Source organism: Variovorax ginsengisoli, assembly GCF_030486595.1.
GTDB lineage: Bacteria > Pseudomonadota > Gammaproteobacteria > Burkholderiales > Burkholderiaceae_C > Variovorax > Variovorax ginsengisoli_B.
In genome coordinates, this window is record NZ_JAUJZH010000008.1 from 247,681 (window position 1) to 265,405 (window position 17,725).

Annotated in this window: 17 protein-coding genes and 1 pseudogene; 7 read left to right on the forward strand and 11 right to left on the reverse strand. The window is 68.1% G+C overall.

Annotated elements, in window-relative coordinates:
• Positions 1-12: 12 nt before the first annotated feature.
• From moeA to QZH52_RS13980, 6 genes are read right to left on the reverse strand one after another with little or no spacing between them, the layout of a single operon-like run.
• On the reverse strand, positions 13-1,320 hold the full coding sequence (gene moeA, locus QZH52_RS13955) for a molybdopterin molybdotransferase MoeA (RefSeq protein ID WP_301809917.1): 1,308 nt from the start codon (positions 1,318-1,320) through the stop codon (positions 13-15).
• 13 nt (positions 1,321-1,333) lie between these two features.
• Entirely contained in the window at positions 1,334-1,984 is a 651-nt protein-coding gene (mobA, locus tag QZH52_RS13960; protein WP_286532060.1) for a molybdenum cofactor guanylyltransferase MobA, read from the reverse strand.
• Positions 1,981-3,099 (reverse strand): GTP 3',8-cyclase MoaA, encoded by a 1,119-nt coding sequence (gene moaA / locus QZH52_RS13965; RefSeq protein WP_286532058.1) that lies wholly within the window; start codon positions 3,097-3,099, stop codon positions 1,981-1,983. Before moaA ends, mobA begins: the two co-directional genes overlap by 4 nt.
• Before the next feature lie 58 nt (positions 3,100-3,157).
• A complete protein-coding gene (locus tag QZH52_RS13970; protein ID WP_301809922.1) occupies positions 3,158-3,919 on the reverse strand; it encodes an SDR family oxidoreductase in 762 nt (253 codons plus the stop codon).
• 60 nt (positions 3,920-3,979) lie between these two features.
• A complete protein-coding gene (locus QZH52_RS13975; RefSeq protein WP_301809923.1) occupies positions 3,980-5,413 on the reverse strand; it encodes an aldehyde dehydrogenase family protein in 1,434 nt (477 codons plus the stop codon).
• A 16-nt stretch (positions 5,414-5,429) separates the two neighbouring features.
• Complete coding sequence (locus QZH52_RS13980; protein WP_436411581.1) at positions 5,430-5,984, reverse strand: peroxiredoxin; 555 nt, start codon at positions 5,982-5,984, stop codon at positions 5,430-5,432.
• Positions 5,985-6,073: 89 nt separating this feature from the next.
• Between QZH52_RS13980 and QZH52_RS13985 the strand changes: the two genes are divergently transcribed.
• The 4 genes from QZH52_RS13985 (at position 6,074) to QZH52_RS14000 (ending at position 9,096) form a co-directional block, all read left to right on the forward strand.
• The gene (locus tag QZH52_RS13985) at positions 6,074-7,651 is read left to right on the forward strand and encodes a phospholipase D family protein (RefSeq protein ID WP_301809926.1); all 1,578 of its coding nucleotides are present in this window, start codon (positions 6,074-6,076) and stop codon (positions 7,649-7,651) included.
• 60 nt (positions 7,652-7,711) lie between these two features.
• Complete coding sequence (locus tag QZH52_RS13990; RefSeq protein ID WP_301809928.1) at positions 7,712-8,059, forward strand: hypothetical protein; 348 nt, start codon at positions 7,712-7,714, stop codon at positions 8,057-8,059.
• On the forward strand, positions 8,052-8,297 hold the full coding sequence (locus QZH52_RS13995) for a hypothetical protein (protein WP_286509024.1): 246 nt from the start codon (positions 8,052-8,054) through the stop codon (positions 8,295-8,297). The genes QZH52_RS13990 and QZH52_RS13995 overlap by 8 nt, the downstream gene beginning before the upstream one ends.
• Before the next feature lie 232 nt (positions 8,298-8,529).
• Complete coding sequence (locus QZH52_RS14000; RefSeq protein WP_286528790.1) at positions 8,530-9,096, forward strand: hypothetical protein; 567 nt, start codon at positions 8,530-8,532, stop codon at positions 9,094-9,096.
• Positions 9,097-9,119: 23 nt separating this feature from the next.
• Here QZH52_RS14000 and QZH52_RS14005 read toward each other — a convergent pair whose 3' ends face one another.
• Positions 9,120-11,636 carry a sodium-translocating pyrophosphatase gene (locus QZH52_RS14005; protein ID WP_301809931.1) on the reverse strand — a complete coding sequence of 839 codons (2,517 nt, stop codon included), beginning with the start codon at positions 11,634-11,636 and terminating at the stop codon, positions 9,120-9,122.
• 253 nt (positions 11,637-11,889) lie between these two features.
• Between QZH52_RS14005 and ppa the strand changes: the two genes are divergently transcribed.
• Entirely contained in the window at positions 11,890-12,417 is a 528-nt protein-coding gene (gene ppa, locus QZH52_RS14010; RefSeq protein WP_286528793.1) for an inorganic diphosphatase, read from the forward strand.
• 51 nt (positions 12,418-12,468) lie between these two features.
• Here the strand turns inward: ppa and QZH52_RS14015 are convergent, their stop codons facing one another.
• Positions 12,469-13,650, reverse strand: a complete 1,182-nt coding sequence (locus QZH52_RS14015; RefSeq protein WP_301809934.1) for a GNAT family N-acetyltransferase — start codon at positions 13,648-13,650, stop codon at positions 12,469-12,471.
• Between the two features lie 10 nt (positions 13,651-13,660).
• On the reverse strand, positions 13,661-14,602 hold the full coding sequence (locus QZH52_RS14020; RefSeq protein ID WP_301809936.1) for a DMT family transporter: 942 nt from the start codon (positions 14,600-14,602) through the stop codon (positions 13,661-13,663).
• Positions 14,603-14,710: 108 nt separating this feature from the next.
• Here QZH52_RS14020 and QZH52_RS14025 point away from each other — a divergent pair, with 108 nt between their 5' ends.
• Positions 14,711-16,405, forward strand: a complete 1,695-nt coding sequence (locus QZH52_RS14025) for an NAD+ synthase (RefSeq protein ID WP_301809939.1) — start codon at positions 14,711-14,713, stop codon at positions 16,403-16,405.
• Positions 16,402-16,740, forward strand: coding sequence for a P-II family nitrogen regulator (locus tag QZH52_RS14030; RefSeq protein ID WP_286368035.1), 339 nt, complete (start codon positions 16,402-16,404; stop codon positions 16,738-16,740). Before QZH52_RS14025 ends, QZH52_RS14030 begins: the two co-directional genes overlap by 4 nt.
• Before the next feature lie 132 nt (positions 16,741-16,872).
• Here QZH52_RS14030 and QZH52_RS14035 read toward each other — a convergent pair whose 3' ends face one another.
• Both QZH52_RS14035 and QZH52_RS14040 read right to left on the reverse strand, forming a co-directional pair.
• Positions 16,873-17,466, reverse strand: coding sequence for an LOG family protein (locus tag QZH52_RS14035; protein WP_301809970.1), 594 nt, complete (start codon positions 17,464-17,466; stop codon positions 16,873-16,875).
• 153 nt (positions 17,467-17,619) lie between these two features.
• A pseudogene (locus QZH52_RS14040) lies at positions 17,620-17,725 on the reverse strand (IS5/IS1182 family transposase); the annotation flags it as partial.

Consider the following 17,725-nt stretch of genomic DNA (forward strand, 5'->3'; position numbering starts at 1 on the left):
CGGGGACAGACCTTACACCACGCCGTCGAAGATCATGACGTCGACCGTGTCGCCCGGCGCCACGCCGGCCTGGTCATGGTGCAGCACCACCAGGCCGTTGGCCTCGACCATCGAACTCAGCACGCCCGAGCCTTGGTTGCCGGCGATGCGCACCTGCGGCAAGGCACCCGCCACCTGCTCGACCCGGCCCCGCTGGTACTCCGTGCGTCCGGGCTTCTTGCGGATCGCGTCGACGCTGGTGGCGCGCAGCAGCGGCGGCGGCGCGGCGCAGGCGGGGTTGCAGCCCATCATCCTGAGCAGCGCCGGGCGCACGAAGGCGAGAAAAGTGACCATCACGGCGACCGGGTTGCCCGGCAGCCCGAACAGCACGGCCGGCCCGCGGGGCGCGCCTGGGGCGGGGATCAGGCCGACCGCCATCGGCCGGCCGGGCCGCATGGCGACGCGCCAGAACGCCATGTCGCCGAGCCGCTGCATGACGGCGCGCGTGTGGTCGGCCTCGCCGACGCTGACGCCCCCGCTGGTGATGATGGCGTCGGCCTGCGCGGCGGCGCGGCGCAGCGCCGATTCGAGCGCCGCCGGGTCGTCGCGCACCAGGCCGAGGTCGATCACCTCGCAGCCCAGCCGCGTCAGCAGGCCGAACACCGTGTAGCGGTTGCTGTCGTAGACCGCGCCTTCGCGCGGAAGCTCGCCAAGACTCAGGATCTCGTCGCCGGTGGAGAAGTAGGCGACGCGCAGGCGCCGCAGCACCGGCACCATCGGCAGCCCGAGGCTGGCCACCATGCCGAGCGCGGCCGGGGTGACGATCTGGCCGCGCCGCAGCGCCGGCTGGCCCTGCATCAGGTCTTCGCCGGCGAAGCGGCGGTTGTCGCCGCGTCGCAGCGCCTGGGCCGGGAAGCTCACCCGGTCACCCTCGACCGTGCAGAACTCCTGCGGGACCACGGTGTCGAGGCCGGCCGGCATCACGGCACCGGTCATGATCTTGACGGCGTCGCCGGTGCCGGTCGCGCCGCGCCAGGCGGCGCCGGCCAGTGCGGTGCCGACCACCCGCAGGCTCAGCGCGGTGTCGCCGGCCGCTTCGAGCTGCGCGCCATCGAAGGCGAAGCCGTCCATGGCCGAGTTGTCGTGCGGCGGCACGCTGACCGGCGAGACGATGTCCTCGGCCAGCACCCGTCCGAGCGCATCCCGCAGGGCCAGGCGCTCGACCTCGGTGACGATGGCAGGCTCGGCCAGCTGCGCCAGGAAGGCCTGCACGGCATCGACACCCAGCGCCTTGGGGTCGTAGCCCGCCAGCGCGGCGGCGATTTCGGCGATTCGGCTCATGACGGGACGGGCCTCACGAACGCTGGCGCTCGAGCGTGTGCAACTCGGTCAGCGTGTTGGCATTGAAGAAGGCGTCGGCGGCATCGCCCGGGCGATCGAAGGGCACCAGCACGGTGTGGTGCTGCGCGGTCCATTTGTCGATCTTGCGGCCGCCGCCCTGGGTGAAGCGCACCAGGCTGTCGAGCAGCGTGGCGCGCAGCAGGCAGAACACCGGCTGCGGGAACAGCGACGCTGCGGCGCCGGGCGGACCCGCCGCCTCGGGCGCGGAGACCATCGCGATGTCCGCCTGCTGGTCCGCCAGAGCCGCCGCCAGCCGGCTGGCGAGGTCGAGCGGGAACAGCGGGGTGTCGCACGGCACGGTGAGCAGGTAGGGCGTCTCGCAGCGCTCCAGCCCGGTCAGGAAGCCGGCCAGCGGACCGGCATAGTCGGCCAGCCCGTCGGGCCAGACCGGCACGCCGAAGGATTCGTAGGCGGCCAGGTTGCGATTGGCGTTGACCAGCACCTGGCCGACCTGCGGACCTAGCCGCAGCACCGCATGCAGCGCCAGCGGCGTACCGTTGAAGTTCTGCAGGCCCTTGTCGACGCCGCCCATGCGCGAGCCGCGCCCGCCGGCGAGAACGAGGCCGGTGATTTCGCTGGCGACGATGGGGGCCGGCGCGCTCATCCGCCGATGTAGCTCATCTCGACCCGGCGCGCCGCGCCGGCATCGGTGTCGGGGACCCGCGACGCGCGCAGCTCGGAGTAGCGATCGCTGCGGCCCTGCCAGATGTGGCCGAGCGCGGAGGCGATCTGCGCGTCGTCGGCATCGCCGCGCAAGAGCGGCCGCAGGTCGTGCCCCTGGCTCGCGAACAGGCAGAGGTAGAGCTTGCCTTCGGTCGACAGGCGGGCCCGGCTGCAGTCGTGGCAGAAGGCCTGCGTCACGCTGCTGATGACGCCGATCTCGCCGCCGCCGTCGGCGTAGGCCCAGCGCTGTGCGGTCTCTCCGGGGGCGCTGGCTTCCAGCGGCACGAGCGGGAATTCGGCGCCGATGCGGCGCACCACCTCGGCCGATGGCAGCACCTCGTCCATGCGCCAGCCGTTGGTGGCGCCGACGTCCATGTATTCGATGAAGCGCAGCACCACGCCGCTGCCGCGGAAGTGGCGCGCCATCGGCAGGATCTCCTGCTCGTTGGTGCCGCGCTTGACCACCATGTTGACCTTGATCGGGCCCAGGCCGGCCGCCTTCGCAGCCTCGATGCCGGCCAGCACTTCGGCGACCGGGAAGTCGACGTCGTTCATGCGCCGGAACACCGTGTCGTCGAGGCCGTCGAGGCTGACGGTCACCCGATTCAGGCCGGCGGCCTTCAAGGCCCCGGCCTTGCGCGCCAGCAAGGATCCGTTGGTGGTCAGCGTGAGGTCCAGCGGCTGGCCCTGCGGCGTGCGCAGCGCGGCGAGCTGCTCGACCAGCACCTCGAGGTTCTTGCGCAGCAGCGGCTCGCCACCGGTGAGCCGGATCTTGCGCACGCCGTGGCTGGCGAACAGGCGCGCCAGACGGGTGATCTCCTCGAAGCTCAGCAGCGCGCTGTGGGGCAGGTACTGGTAGTCCTTGTCGAACACTTCTTTCGGCATGCAGTAGCTGCAGCGGAAGTTGCAGCGGTCGGTGACGCTGATGCGCAGGTCGGTCAGCGGCCGGGCCAGCCGGTCGAGCAGCACGCCGGTGGCCGGCACGGCGTGCGCGGCCGGCGCGGCGCGGGGCGCGCGACCGATCTCGGCGATCTTGACGACATGCTGCGAACTCATGGGAGGGCCAATTTACCGCATCGCCCGGCCTGATACCGCTGCAAGGCCTTGGCGCCGATCAGACGCAGCGGGCGCCGTCGACTTCGATGCAGACCCCGCTGATGAACGAGGCCTCGTCGCTGGCCAGGTAGAGCGCCGCGTTGGCGACGTCGAGCGCGGTCGAGAAGCGGCCCAGCGGGATGGTGGCGCGGAACTTGGCCTTGCGCTCTTCGGTGACCGGACCGCCGGCGAACTCGGCCGCCAGGCCGGTGTCCGGGTTGAACACCGGGTTGATGCAATTGACCCGGATGTTGTCGGGTCCGAGTTCGGCCGCCAGCGACTTGCTGGTCGTGATCACGGCGCCCTTGGAGCCGTTGTACCAGGTGAGGCCCGGGCGGGGGCGCACGCCCGCGGTCGAGGCGATGTTGATGAACGATCCGCCGCCGTTGGCCCGGAAGGCCGGCACCGCATGGATGGTCGACAGGTAGATGCTCTTGACGTTGACCAAATAGCAGCGGTCGAACTCGTCCTCGCTGACTTCCAGTGCGGGCCGGTTGCGGTGGGTCCAGCCGGCGTTGTTGACCATCACGTCGAGCTTGCCATGGCGCTGCACGGCGGCATCGACCAGGGCCTTCATCTGGTCGGACTTGGTGACGTCGGCGGCGAAGAACGAGGCCCGGCCGCCGTCGCGCAGGACGGCCTCGACCACCTGTTCGCCGAGCGCCTGGTTGATGTCGTTGACGATGACCTGCGCGCCCTCGGCCGCCAGCCGCTTCGCGATGCCTTCGCCGATGCCGCCGCCGGCACCGGTCACGATGATGGATTTGTCCTTGACGCGCACAGGTGTCTCCTCGAATTAAAGTGCAGCCGGCCAGTGTATCGGCCGTCCCGTCCCTCGCGTTCAGCCGTGCTTGACGGCCACGGTCTTGAGGGTGGTGAAGCCGTACAGCGCCTCGAAGCCCTTCTCGCGCCCGTAGCCCGAGGACTTGACGCCGCCGAAGGGCAGTTCGACACCGCCGCCGGCGCCGTAGTTGTTGATGAACACCTGGCCGCTCTTCACGCGCTTGGCCATCCGGAACTGCCGTCCGCCATCGTTCGTCCAGATGCCCGCGACCAGCCCGAACTGCGTGGCATTGGCCAGCGCCACGGCCTCGTCCTCGTCGCGGAACGGCATCGCGGCCAGCACCGGGCCGAACACTTCCTCCTGTGCCAGGCGGTGGTCCACCGGCACGTCGCGCAGCAGGGTGGGGGCCTGGTAGAAGCCCGCCTGGGGCGCCTCGTCGACCACGACGCCCTGCGCCACCATCGGAATGCCGGCCACATGGGCGTCCGAGAGAAAGTCCCAGACGCGCTGCTGCTGCGTCTGGCGGATCAGCGGGCCGACATCGAGGTCCATCGCCGCCGGACCGACCCGAAGCGCCTCGAAGGCGTGGCCGAGGCGCTGCAGCAGCGGCTCGTAGATGGCCTGGTCGATCAGGACCCGCGAGCCGGCCGAGCAGGTCTGGCCGGCGTTCTGCACGATCGCGTTGATCAGCACCGGGATCGCCGCGCTCAGGTCGGCATCGGCGAACACGATCTGCGGGCTCTTGCCGCCGAGCTCGAGCGTCACCGGGCAATGCCGCTCGGCGGCCACCTGCTGGATCAGCGTGCCCACCTTGGGGCTGCCGGTGAAGCTGATGTGGTCGATGCCCGGGTGCCGCGCCAGGGCGTCGCCGACCTCGTGGCCCAGGCCGGTGACGATGTTCAGCGCACCCGGCGGAAAGCCGGCTTCGGCCGCCAGCTTGGCGACCCGGATCAGCGACAGGCAGGCGTCCTCGGACGGCTTCACCACGCAGACATTGCCCGCGGCCAGGGCGCCGCCGACGCTGCGCCCGAAGATCTGCATCGGGTAGTTCCACGGGATGATGTGGCCGGTGACCCCGTGCGGCTCGCGCCAGGTGAAGACGCTGTAGCCGTCCTGGTAGGGAATCGTCTCGCCGTGCAGCTTGTCGCAGGCGCCGGCATAGAACTCGAAGTAGCGCACCAGCGCGAGCGCGTCGGCGCGCGCCTGCTTGACCGGCTTGCCGCAGTCGCGCTGCTCGATCAGCGCCAGCTCGTCGACATGCTCGGCGATCTTCTGCGACAGCTTGTAGAGCAGCCGGCCGCGCTCGGCCGCGCTGACCTTGTGCCAACCGGTCTCGAAGCAATGGCGCGCCGCCTGCACCGCGGCGTCGATGTCGGCGGCATTGCTGCGCTGCAGTTCGTCGAAGGGCTGGCCGTCCGAGGGGTCGATCACCGGCAGCGTGCGGCCGGACGAGGAAGCAAGGTTTTCGTTGCCGATGTAGTTGAGTTGCATGGGGCAAATCTTAAGGTCAGCGCGAAGGCGTCGCCTTCGGCAGGGCCCGGAGCGCGTTGAGCATGCGCTCGACGTGCTTGTCCGGATTCAGGTTCTGATAGTAGTAGGCCACCTTGCCGCTGGGCGCGATCACGTAGGACAGGCGATTGGCGAAATCCGGGCGGGTCTGCATCAGGGCGTCGAAGCCCTCGATCACGGTCTTGGCCTCGTCGGACGCGACTGGAAAGCGGCTCTGGCAGGACTTGACCGAGAACTTCGCCAGCGTGTCGATGTCGTCGGCCGACACCCCGATCACCGTGGCGCCGAGCGCCGCGAACTGATCGATGGCCTCGGCGAAGGCGTGGGCCTCGATCGAGCAGTCGGCCGAGTCCGCCGCCGGAAAGAAGTAGAGCACCACCGGCCCCTTGGCCAGCGCATCGGCGAGCGAATAGCGAAAGGTCTTGCCGCCGAGCGCCGCGTTGGCCGTGAATTTCGGCACCGGGTCCCCGATGTCGAGCGCGGCGACGGCCGGCAGGGCCAGCATGGCGGCGGCCGCCATGAAAATTGCGCGCGCGCTGATAGAGAACGTCATGATGTAACCCCGGGTGGAAGCGTTTCGAATTCTAGGACTGCATGCCGCGGTCCATGACGCCTGCCCGCCGCCACGAAAGCACACACGACATGAGGATTGACCTGGACCGCTGGCTTCGCCTGGTGCTGGTCGCGGCCGGCATCGCATTGCTGGGCGCCTGCGGCTCGCTGCCGATCGCCCGCGACCGTCCGGCCGACTACGCTGCGGCGCCCGACCGATCGACCCGGCTGGCCAAGATCGTGGCCGATTCGACACCGCCGGGGGAGCAGTCGGGATTCCGGCTGATGCCCCTGGGCGTCTATTCGCTCGACGCCCGCATCCAGCTCGCCCAGCGGGCCCAGCAATCGCTGGTGGTGCAGTACTACCAACTCGAGAACGACGCCACCGGGCGGCTGCTGATGCGCGCCGTGCGCGAAGCCGCCGCCCGCGGCGTCAAGGTTCGGGTGCTGGTCGACGACCTCTACACCGCCAAGAGCCAGCAGCCGCTGCTGGCGCTATCCCGCACGCCCAACGTGGAGGTGCGGCTCTTCAACCCCTTCTGCTGCGGCCGCGACGGCTTCCTGTCGCGCTTCATCGCCTCGCCGCAGGACATCGCGCGGCTCAACCACCGCATGCACAACAAGCTCTTCATCGCCGACGGCGTGGTGGCGGTGGTCGGCGGGCGCAACATCGCGGACGAGTACTTCGTGCTCAGCCAGGCGCAGAACTTCATCGACATGGACGCCCTGGTGGTCGGCCGGGTGGTGGCCGAGCTCGAGGCGATCTTCGACGCCTACTGGAACGCCGAACAGGCCTGGCCGATTGCCGAGATCGTGCGCGGGCCCGGCGGCCGCCCGCCCGGCCCGGACGACTTCGATGCTTGGATCGGCATGAGTTCCCCGGCGCCTAAGATCGAGCTGCCGCCCTCGGATGTGCTTGGCTACGGGCCGATCACCGAGGAGCTCGACGGCGGTCGCATGGGCCTGCTGTGGGGCGAGGCGCATGCGGTGGCCGATCCGCCGACCAAACTGGCCACGATGAGCGCCGACGAGGCGCTCGCGACCAGCGTGACCATGAAGGTCTGGGGCCTCCTGATGGATGCGCGGTTCGAGGTCGACCTGACCTCGCCCTACCTGGTGCCGGGCGAGAAGGGGATGGCCGCATTCGAGGACCTGTCGCGGCGCAAGGTCAAGCTGACGCTGCTGACCAATTCCCTGGCCGCCAATGACGAGCCGCTGGTACACACCGGCTATGCGCGCTACCGCCAGCGCCTGCTCGCCAGCGGCGCCGACCTCTACGAGCTGAGCCCCGAGCGCACCACCGCCAACAAGCGCTTCGACATGTTCGGCAACTCGCTCGGTCGGCTGCATGCCAAGACAGCTGCGATCGACCGGCGGCGCATTTTCATCGGCTCGATGAACCTGGACCCGCGCTCGGCGACCCAGAACACCGAAATGGGCGTGGTGGTCGACAGCCCCCAGCTGGCGCGCGAAATGCTGCGCGTGATCAACATCAGCAAGCTGCAGAACTCCTACCGCCTGCGGCTGGACAAGGACACCGGCGCCCTCGAATGGCTCACCACCGACGGCGAAAAAGAGATGATCCTCCACTCGGAACCCGAATCCGGCTTTTTCAAGCGTTTCTACAATTCGCTGATTGCCCCGATCGTGCCGGAGATGCTGTTGTAGGCTCGGGGGATGGTTCTTTCACGCCCTTGCAATCCTTTGGCACCGCCCCACATGCTGTGCATGAACGCTACCCACACCCCCGCGCACAAGGCCGACCTGGCCGTCACGCATGTCCTGGCCCAGCTCCTCGAGCGGCTGGAACACAGCGCCGTGCCGGTAGGCCCCGAGCAATACCGGTCGGTGGTGACGCACCTGGTCGAGCAATTCCGCGACGCCGAGCCCGGCTCCGAGCTGGGCCGGCTGCTGGATGCCTATCCGGCCGCCTCCGAGGTGTACGAAAACCTCAACTACCAGCACGCCGGCCTCTGCCGCTCGGCGCTCGACACCTCGCTGGCCGCCGAATTGGCCGCCCGCAAGGCGATCGAACGCGCCATGCACGCCGCTGGACCGGAAGCCGCCCATGAGTAAGGCCGAGGTCAAGACCGCCGTGGTGGCCGACGGGCTGCGCTACAAGGCCAAGGCACCCGGCTCGCCGTTCCGGGCCTCGGCCTCGTTCAGCGGCGCCACCATGTCCTGCTTCATGTGCGGCAAGCATCGGGTCCGCTCGCAAATGCGCACCCGGCAGCTGCTGGGCAAGTCGCAGACCGTCTGCGCGCCGTCCTGCAAGGCACTCGACGAATTGGTGGAAGCCGGCGGCGGCGCCTGAAACGGCGAGCCGGCGGCCGGCTATCGGCCGCTCATTGGCAATTGATTGAGTCAATTTAATACTTCGTGTTGCCTATCCATTGAAGGCAATTCGGACTACAGTTAGAAACAATTGATGCAAGCGATTTGCATCAATACCTAAGTTCTAATTGAGTAGATTCAATGCTTCCAATGAAACCCATTGCCTGCAACGGGTCGAAACTGACTCGAATGCTTGCGAAAGGACGGCCTCTGTGAGCCAGCTGCGTCACGTCATCATGCAGGTCGTCAAGCGCTCGGGTGGCGCGACGCACCATGTCGAGTTCTGCATCGACGACAACTTTGCCGAACGCCTGCGGCAGTTGCGTTCGCTGGTGCCTCCGCTCAATGCGCTCAACAAGCAGCGTGACTTGGTCATCGACAAGGTGCGCGTGCGGTTGCCGACCGCCATCTGGCGCTGCGGGGGCGACATCGACAGCTCCGTCGAAGGATCGTGCATCGTGATCGCTGCCGAAGGCTTCTTCAATTGCGGTGCCAAGGATCGCAAGACGAAGGAAAAGCTGGTCACCTACACCTTCCCGATCGCGCGCCTCATCGAGCTGCACATGGAGCGCCCGGCGGGCGAGACCTTCTACATCCGCGACGGCATCTTCACCAACGACGAGCCGGCGGAGTCCGCCGCCGGCCGTTGGGTCGCCTCGCTGCATGAGCTCGAGGAAATGCGCGTGCCCGAGGCGCCGTCGGATTTCGACACCCTGCAGGGTGTGCCGCTGCGCACCGAGCAGGGCGCGCTGCCGGTGCAACGCGCCAGCCTGAACTGAGCGTCGCGGCCGAGGGCAGGGCCTTACTGCAGCTTGACTTCGACCCGGCGCGCTTCGGCCGGCGGCCCGTCGGCCTGGGTCTGGGCCGGCTTGGCGAGTTCGAGCTTGTCTTCAGGCACGCCGGCAATCTTGAGCGCGGCACCCACGGCCATCGCACGCTGCTTGGCGAGTTCGGCGTTTTTCTCGGGGTCGCCGGTCGCGTCGTGGTAGCCGCTCACCAGCACCCGGCCCCCGCTCTGCACGGCCTTTACGACATCGGCCAGCGCCGCACTGGATCCGGCAGGCACTTCGGCGCTGTTGGTGGCGAAGTAGAACTTGACGACGCCGCCTTCAGTCTTGATCGACGCGTCGGCGGCGGCGACCGGCGCCGCGGCAGGCGCTGCCGCGGCGGGGCCCGGTGACGGTGCGGCCGGTGCGGCCGGCGCGCTGACCGGCGGCGGGGCCACGGCGGGGGTCGTCATCGCGCCCGCTTCGCCGGCGTGGAACTTGACCACCAGCGGCACGATCAGCAGCGCCACGATGTTGATGATCTTGATCAGCGGATTGACCGCCGGGCCGGCCGTGTCCTTGTAAGGGTCGCCCACGGTATCGCCCGTGACCGCCGCCTTGTGCGCCTCCGAACCCTTGCCGCCGTGGTGGCCGTCCTCGATGTACTTCTTGGCGTTGTCCCACGCGCCGCCGCCGGTGCACATCGAGATCGCGACGAACAGGCCGGTGACGATGGTGCCCATCAACAGCCCGCCGAGGGCCTTGGGTCCGAGCAGCAGGCCGACCAGGATCGGCACCACCACCGGCAGCAGCGAAGGGATCATCATTTCCTTGATCGCGGCGCCGGTCAGCATGCTCACGGCGCGGCCGTACTCGGGCTTGCCGGTGCCTTCCATGATCCCGGGGATCTCGCGGAACTGCCTGCGCACCTCCTCGACCACCGAGCCGGCCGCGCGGCCCACGGCTTCCATGGCCATGGCGCCGAAGAGGTAGGGGATGAGGCCGCCGATGAAGAGGCCGACGATCACCATCGGGTCGCTGAGGTTGAAGCTGATGTTGAGCCCGTAGCTCTCGAGCTTGTGGGTGTAGTCGGCAAACAGCACCAGAGCCGCCAGGCCGGCCGAGCCGATCGCGTAGCCCTTGGTCACGGCCTTGGTGGTGTTGCCCACGGCATCGAGCGGGTCGGTGACGTCGCGCACGCTGGCCGGCAGTTCGGACATTTCGGCGATGCCGCCGGCGTTGTCGGTGATCGGGCCGTAGGCGTCGAGTGCGACCACGATGCCGGCCATGCTCAGCATCGCGGTGGCGGCCACCGCGATGCCGTAGAGGCCGGCCAGCATGTAGGAGGCCAGGATCGCGATGCAGACGAAGATCACCGGCCAGGCGGTGGAACGCATCGAGACGCCGAGGCCGGCAATGATGTTGGTGCCGTGGCCGGTGGTCGAGGCCTGCGCGATGTGCTGCACCGGTGAATACTGCGTGCCGGTGTAGAACTCGGTGATCCACACCAGCGCCGCGGTCAGCGCCAGGCCGACGAAGCAGGCGCCGAAGAGCTTCAGCTGGCTGCCGCTGGCGGCGATCGCGTTGTCCGGGATCAGCCAGGCGGTGACGAACCAGAAGGCGATCAGCGACAGGATGCCCGCCACCGCGAGGCCCTTGTAGAGCGCCGGCATCACGTTGACCATGCCCGGCGAGGCCTTGACGAAGAAGCAGCCGATGATCGACGCGATGATCGACACGCCGCCCAGCGCCAGCGGATACAGCACCGCGTTGACCGGCGCCGCGGCCACCATCAGCGCACCGAGCACCATGGTGGCGATCAAGGTCACGGCGTAGGTCTCGAACAGGTCGGCGGCCATGCCGGCGCAGTCGCCGACGTTGTCGCCCACGTTGTCGGCGATCACGGCCGGGTTGCGCGGATCGTCCTCGGGGATGCCGGCCTCGACCTTGCCCACCAGGTCGGCGCCGACGTCGGCGCCCTTGGTGAAGATGCCGCCGCCGAGGCGGGCGAAGATCGAGATCAGCGAGGAGCCGAAGGCGAAGCCGATCAGTGGATTGAGCAGGCTGGCCAGGCTCTTGTCAGGTGTCAGGCTGCCGTTGCCGGTCAGGAACCAATAGAAGCCCGACACGCCGAGCAGGCCCAGGCCGACCACCAGCATGCCGGTGATGGCACCGCCGCGGAAGGCGACGTCGAGGGCCGGGCCGATGCCTTGCGTGGCAGCCTGCGCGGTGCGCACGTTGGCCCGCACGGAAACGTTCATGCCGATGAAGCCGCAGGCGCCCGAGAGCACCGCGCCGATGACGAATCCCACGGCCGTGGTGAAGTCGAGGAAGAGGGCGATCAGGATCGCCAGCACCAGGCCGACGACCGCGATGGTGCGGTATTGCTTCGCGAGGTAGGCCGCGGCGCCGGTCTGGATCGCGGCCGCGATCTCCTGCATTCGGGCATTGCCCGGGTCTTTCGAAAGAATCCAACTGCGCGCCCAGAATCCATAGGCCACGGCCACCAGGCCGCAGACCATGGCAAGGACGAGAGGGGTGTTGCCAGTCATGCCGTTGCTTCTCCAGTCGTTCGTTGTAACTAATGGAGACGAAAGCCGGACCCTGTGCGCAACGCGTACGGGACAGTGCTTCCGCCGCGTTGCTTCCTCGAAGCCCCGGTGCCGTGAAAGGCAGGGACCGATTGGCCAACGTGGGCAATTTACAGGCAAAAACGGCTTTGTGTGCGACTGTCCGGTGACATGGAAAGTAAACTTCGGGTTTGTCCGCATCCCGCTAACACTTTCAACTACTCCAAGTCAGACCATGTCCCTCGGCCAAGTTTCCCCCGGCAAAGACGCCCCCGAAGCCTTCAATGTCGTCATCGAGATCCCGATGAACGCCGACCCGATCAAGTACGAAGTCGACAAGGAATCGGGCGCGATCTTCGTCGACCGCTTCATGACCACCGCGATGCACTACCCGACCAACTACGGCTACGTGCCGCAGACGCTGTCGGGCGACGGCGATCCGGTCGACGTGCTGGTGATCACCCCCTGGGCGCTGGTGCCTGGCGTGGTGGTGCCGTGCCGCCCGATCGGCATCCTGATGATGGAAGACGAGGCCGGTGTCGACGGCAAGGTGCTGGCCGTGCCGACCACCAAGGTGCTGCCCATCTACAGCCACTGGAAGACGGTGGAAGACGTGAACCAGATGCGCCTCAAGGCCATCACGCACTTCTTCGAGCACTACAAGGACCTCGAGGCCGGCAAGTGGGTCAAGGTGCTCGGCTGGGAAGGCATCGATGCCGCCAAGAAGGAAATCATGGACGGCATCGCGAACTACAAGAAGTAAACGCCGCCGCAGCAAATCAACGCCTCGCGATCTCGGTCGCGGGGCGTTTGTTCATTCGGCTGCGGTGTGGCGGAACGGGCTGCGTTCGCCCAGGTGGTCCATGTAGTTCTCGATGCCTGCGCCTTCGCGCTCCAGAAAGCGCTCGACCGCGTCGGCGAAGGCCGGGTGGGCCAGCCAGTGGGCACTGGTCGTGCGTACCGGCATCAGCGCGCGCGCCATCTTGTGCTCGCCCTGGGCGCCGCCTTCGAAGCGACGCACGCCGTGCTCGATGCACCACTGCAGCGGCTGGTAGTAGCAGGCCTCGAAATGCAGGCAGTCGACCCGTTCGAGCGCACCCCAGTAGCGGCCGTAGGCGACCCGCGGCGCGGGCGAGTCGTCCGCGCCGCCGGGCCCGGCCGACAGCGCGATCAGGCTGGACGCGATCGGCTTGCCCTCGCGCTCGGCGATGAACAGCAGCCAGGCCTCGGGCATGGCCGCGGCCATGCGATGGAAGAAGTCGCGGTTCAGGTAGGGCGGATTGCCGTGCTCGCGATAGGTGCGGGCATAGCAGCGGTAGAAGAAATCCCAGTCGGCCGCGCGGATGTCGGTGCCGCGCGACCAGCGGAAGGAGACGCCGGCGTCGTGCACCTTGCGGCGTTCCTGGCGAATCTTCTTGCGCTTGTCGTGGGCGAGGCTGGCGAGGAAAGCGTCGAAGCTTGGCCAGTCGGCATTGTCCCAGTGGAACTGGACCGTGTGACGCAGCATCAGGCCGGCTTCCGAGCAGGCGGCGATGTCCTCGTCGGCGCCGAACAGCAGGTGCAGCGACGACAGTTCCTCCTCCTTGCACCAGGCGACCAGGGCCTGCACCAGCAAGGCGCGGCTCTCGGCATCGCGGGCCAGCAGGCGCGTCCCCGGCACCGGCGTGAAGGGCACCGCGCAGACCGCCTTCGGGTAGTAGGCCAGCCCGTGCTGCTCGTAGGCGTTGGCCCAGGCCCAGTCGAACACGTACTCGCCGTACGAATGGTCCTTGATGTAGAGCGGGCAGGCCGCCATCAACTGCTTGCCGCGCCAGAGCGTGACGAACTGCGGCGTCCAGCCGCTCGCCGGCGAGGCGCTGGCGCTGGCGTCGAGCGCGGCCAGGTAGGCGTGGCGCATGAACGGGGAGGGCGCAGGCTGCAGGGCCAGCAGTGCGTCCCAGTCGGCGTCGTCGATCTCGGACGGCGAGCGGTGGATGCGGACGATCGGCGTGGTCAAGGGCGTGGGGTCAGCGTTGCTTGCCGGGCCCGAAGGACTCGGCGATATAGATGCCGCCCAGCACCAGCGCCAATGCGAGCGCGTGGTAGGCGGAGAGCGGCTCGCCGAGGACCAGCACCGCCAGCAGCGGGCCGAAGATCGGCACCAGGTTCAGGAACAGCCCGGCCCGCGCCGGCCCGATCGCCTCGACCGCCTGGATGAAGAAGATCTGCGAGACGAAGCTCGGCAGCAGGCCGATGAAGATGATCAGGGCGACCCCGGTGGCGGTCGGCATGAAGAAGTGGCCGGTGACGATCTCGGCCACCACCAGCGGCACCGAGGTGAGGGCCGCCACCGCCGCCATCGCGGCGAAGAAGACGATGGCCGGCACCGCCGGCCGGTTGCGCAGCGCGAGCGCATAGCCGGCATACAGCAGGCACGCCAGCACGATCCAGAGGTCGCCGATGTTGAAGGCGAGGCCGGCCAGCAGCGCGAACTGCCCGCGCGATGCCACGACCACGATGCCGGTCAGCGTCACCAGCACGCCGACGATCTGCAGCAGGCCGATCCGGCTGCCGAAGAAGATGAAACCGCCCAGCAGCACGAGCACCGGAATGGTGCCCTGGATGATCGCGATGTTGATGGCGGTGGTGTGGTGCGCCGCGGCGTAGAAGAGGGCGTTGAAGCCGGTGAAGCCGAGCGTGCCCATCAAGGCGATGGAGCGCCAGGACGGCCGCAAGGCCCGCCAGTGCGTCGAGATCTCGCGTCGCGAACTCAGGGCCAGTGCGAGGCAGCAGACGATCCAGCGCGAGAAGGTCAGCATCATCGGCGAGACCTCACCCACCGCCAGCCGGGCCGCCACGGCATTGGCGCCCCAGGTCAGCGTCGCCAGTACCAGCAGCAGGTAGGCCCGGCCCTGGGGCCGGGGCGCAACGGCGCCGGAGAAGCTGGGGGAAGAAGAACCTGTGCGCATCGCCCGTCGAGGGTAACAGCCCGCGCCGCGGCGCGTGGAACGTGGTCCGCAAGCCATGCGATTCGAAGGCCGATGACATAATCGACCAGCCTTTTTTTCTACATCGACATGACCCTGAAACTCGCCATCGCGCAGCTCAATTTCGTCGTGGGCGACCTCGCCGGCAACGCTCGCAAGATCGTCGACGCGGCCCGCGACGCCTATGGACAGGGTGCGCGCCTGCTGCTCACGCCCGAACTGTCGATCTGCGGCTATGCCGCCGAGGACATGTTCCTGCGGCCGGCCTTCGTCACTGCCTGCGACGACGCGGTGCGCGCCGTGGCCGCCGAACTGGCCGACCTCGACGGCATGGTGGTGGTGGTGGGACATCCCACGGGCGGCAGCCTGCGCAGCCGGTCGGTCGCGGTGCAGCTGCGCCACAACGCCGCCAGCGTGCTCAGCGAAGGCCGCATCCTCGACACCTACGCCAAGCGCGAACTGCCGAACTACCAGGTGTTCGACGAGCGCCGCTACTTCACGCCGGGCGACGGCGTCTGCGTGTTCGAGGCCGGCGGCATCCGGGTCGGTCTGCTGATCTGCGAGGACGCCTGGTTCGACGCCCCGGCCCAGCTCGCCAAGGACGGCGGCGCCGAGATCCTCGCGGTCATCAATGCCTCGCCTTTCCATGTCGGCAAGGAGGGCGAGCGGGTCGCGCGCATGGCCGAGCGCGCCACCGCGGTGGGGCTGCCGCTGGTCTACGCGCACCTGGTGGGCGGCCAGGACGAGGTGGTGTTCGACGGCGCCTCCTTCGCCCTCGAGGCCGACGGCGCCAGGGTCGTGCAGGCCGAGAGCTTCCAGGAGCGCCTGGTCTTCGCCCAGCTCGAACTGCGCGCGACCGGCGTCGGCTTCGTGCGCAGCGAGGGCGCTGTCGCCGCGCCGCGCGCGCCCGAGGCCCAGCTCTGGGATGCGCTGGTCGTGGGCGTGCGCGACTACATCGGCAAGAACGGTTTTCCGGGCGCCATCCTCGGCCTGTCGGGCGGCATCGACTCCGCGCTGGTGCTGGCGATCGCGGTCGACGCGCTCGGCAAGGACCGCGTGCGGGCCGTGATGATGCCCTCGCCCTATACCGCCGACATCAGCTGGATCGACGCCCGCGAAATGGCAAAGCGGCTCGGCGTGCGCTATGACGAGATCTCCATCAAGCACACCTTCGAGTCCTTCCGCGGCGCGCTGGCCGAGGAGTTCAAGGGCCTGGCCGAGGACACGACCGAAGAGAACCTGCAGGCCCGCATCCGCGGCACCCTGCTCATGGCGCTGTCGAACAAGTTCGGCTCGATCGTGCTGACCACCGGCAACAAGAGCGAGATGGCCACCGGCTACTGCACGCTGTACGGCGACATGGCGGGCGGATTCGCGGTCATCAAGGACCTGCTGAAGACCACCGTGTTCGCCCTGGCGCGCTGGCGCAATGCGCACGACCCGTACGGCACCGGCACCGAGCCGATCCCCGAGCGGATCATCACCCGGCCGCCCAGCGCCGAACTGCGGCCTGACCAGACCGACCAGGACAGCCTGCCGCCATACGACATCCTGGACGGCATCCTGGCGCGCTACATGGAAGACGACGAAGGCATCGACGAAATCATCGCCGCCGGCTACGAACGCGCTGTCGTCGAGCGGGTGGCGCGCCTCATCAAGATCAACGAGTACAAAAGGCGCCAGGCGCCGGTGGGTATCCGCGTCACCCATCGCAGCTTCGGCAAGGATTGGCGCTACCCTATCACCAGCAAGTTCAACGAAACCGCCGGAAGAAAGACCGTATGAAGCAAATCACCGCCATCCTCAAACCGTTCAAGCTCGATGACGTGCGCGAGGCCCTGGCTGAGGTCGGCGTCACCGGACTCACCGTCACGGAGGTCAAGGGCTTCGGCCGCCAGAAGGGCCACACCGAGCTCTACCGCGGCGCCGAGTACGTGGTCGACTTCCTGCCCAAGATGCGCGTGGAGGTGGTCGTCAACGAGGCCGACGTCGAACGCTGCGTCGACGCCATCGTCAGTGCCGCGCGCACCGGCAAGATCGGCGACGGCAAGATCTTCGTCACCAACGTCGAGCGCGTGGTTCGGATCCGCACCGGCGAAGAAGACGAAGCCGCTGTATAGGCTCGCCCCCAGGTTGCCCGGCACTTCGTGTCCGGGCGCCCACCCCCGTCCGGGGGCGACACCGGCGGCCTGGCAGAGCCAGTTCCGCGGTGTCTCACCAACTTGGGCCTGGCTGCGCCAGCCCCTTCGCGATCAAAGAACTTCGGCCAGCTTGTCGCCTTTGGGGTGGCGCCTGGCTTCGTCGGCCAGGGACTCGAGCAGGGCGGGGGCGTCGGTGCCGGTGCGCACCAGGGTCATCTGCCAGTCGTTCATGAAGCCGGCGCGCACGCTCTCGGCCAGGAAGGAGAGCATGCCGTCGTAGTAGCCGCCGGCGTTCAGGATGCCCACCGGCTTGTCGTGGTAGCCGAGTTGGCGCCAGGTCCAGATCTCGAACAGTTCCTCGAAGGTGCCGATGCCGCCGGGCAGGGCCAGGAAGGCGTCGGCGCGTTCGCCCATCATGGCCTTGCGCTCGTGCATGGTGTCGACCACGTGCAGTTCGTCGCTCTGGCGGTTGGCGAGTTCCTTGTCGACCAGGGCCTTGGGAATGATGCCGACCACCCGGCCGCCGGCCGCGCGGGTGGCCTCGGCCACGGTGCCCATGAGGCCGGTGCGACCGCCGCCGTAGACCAGCTGGCCGCCGCGCTCGCCGATCCAGCGGCCCACCGCCTGCGCCACGATGGTGAATTCAGGACGCTCGCCGGGACGCGAGCCGCAATAGACGCAAATCGAGAAAGAGGGGGGAGTCATCATCCCCCGATCATGCCGCGGGCCTGAGACTTTGCGGGACAGTCCAAGAAACTGCGCAGCAGTTTTTGCTCTGTCCTCGACTTCCTGAGACCTTGCGGGACAGACCAAGAAACTGCGCAGCAGTTTTTGCTCTGTCCTCAACTGACTAAGAACTTATCCGTAAATTATGTTGACGTCGGCAGGTACCTTGCGGAAGGCAATGATGGCAGCGGCAAGGTGGTTGAGGGCGACGAAGCTGCGCTCGAGTTTCTCGTAGCGC

Bases quoted from the DNA above. Each gene is read 5' to 3' on its own strand.
- moeA (WP_301809917.1), bottom strand. From the start codon at position 1,320: ATGAGCCGAATCGCCGAAATCGCCGCCGCGCTGGCGGGCTACGACCCC.
- mobA (WP_286532060.1), bottom strand. From the start codon at position 1,984: ATGAGCGCGCCGGCCCCCATCGTCGCCAGCGAAATCACCGGCCTCGTT.
- moaA (WP_286532058.1), bottom strand. From the start codon at position 3,099: ATGAGTTCGCAGCATGTCGTCAAGATCGCCGAGATCGGTCGCGCGCCC.
- QZH52_RS13975 (WP_301809923.1), bottom strand. From the start codon at position 5,413: ATGCAACTCAACTACATCGGCAACGAAAACCTTGCTTCCTCGTCCGGC.
- QZH52_RS13980 (WP_436411581.1), bottom strand. From the start codon at position 5,984: ATGACGTTCTCTATCAGCGCGCGCGCAATTTTCATGGCGGCCGCCGCC.
- QZH52_RS13985 (WP_301809926.1), top strand. From the start codon at position 6,074: ATGAGGATTGACCTGGACCGCTGGCTTCGCCTGGTGCTGGTCGCGGCC.
- QZH52_RS13990 (WP_301809928.1), top strand. From the start codon at position 7,712: ATGAACGCTACCCACACCCCCGCGCACAAGGCCGACCTGGCCGTCACG.
- QZH52_RS13995 (WP_286509024.1), top strand. From the start codon at position 8,052: ATGAGTAAGGCCGAGGTCAAGACCGCCGTGGTGGCCGACGGGCTGCGC.
- QZH52_RS14005 (WP_301809931.1), bottom strand. From the start codon at position 11,636: ATGACTGGCAACACCCCTCTCGTCCTTGCCATGGTCTGCGGCCTGGTG.
- ppa (WP_286528793.1), top strand. From the start codon at position 11,890: ATGTCCCTCGGCCAAGTTTCCCCCGGCAAAGACGCCCCCGAAGCCTTC.
- QZH52_RS14020 (WP_301809936.1), bottom strand. From the start codon at position 14,602: ATGCGCACAGGTTCTTCTTCCCCCAGCTTCTCCGGCGCCGTTGCGCCC.
- QZH52_RS14025 (WP_301809939.1), top strand. From the start codon at position 14,711: ATGACCCTGAAACTCGCCATCGCGCAGCTCAATTTCGTCGTGGGCGAC.
- QZH52_RS14030 (WP_286368035.1), top strand. From the start codon at position 16,402: ATGAAGCAAATCACCGCCATCCTCAAACCGTTCAAGCTCGATGACGTG.
- QZH52_RS14035 (WP_301809970.1), bottom strand. From the start codon at position 17,466: ATGACTCCCCCCTCTTTCTCGATTTGCGTCTATTGCGGCTCGCGTCCC.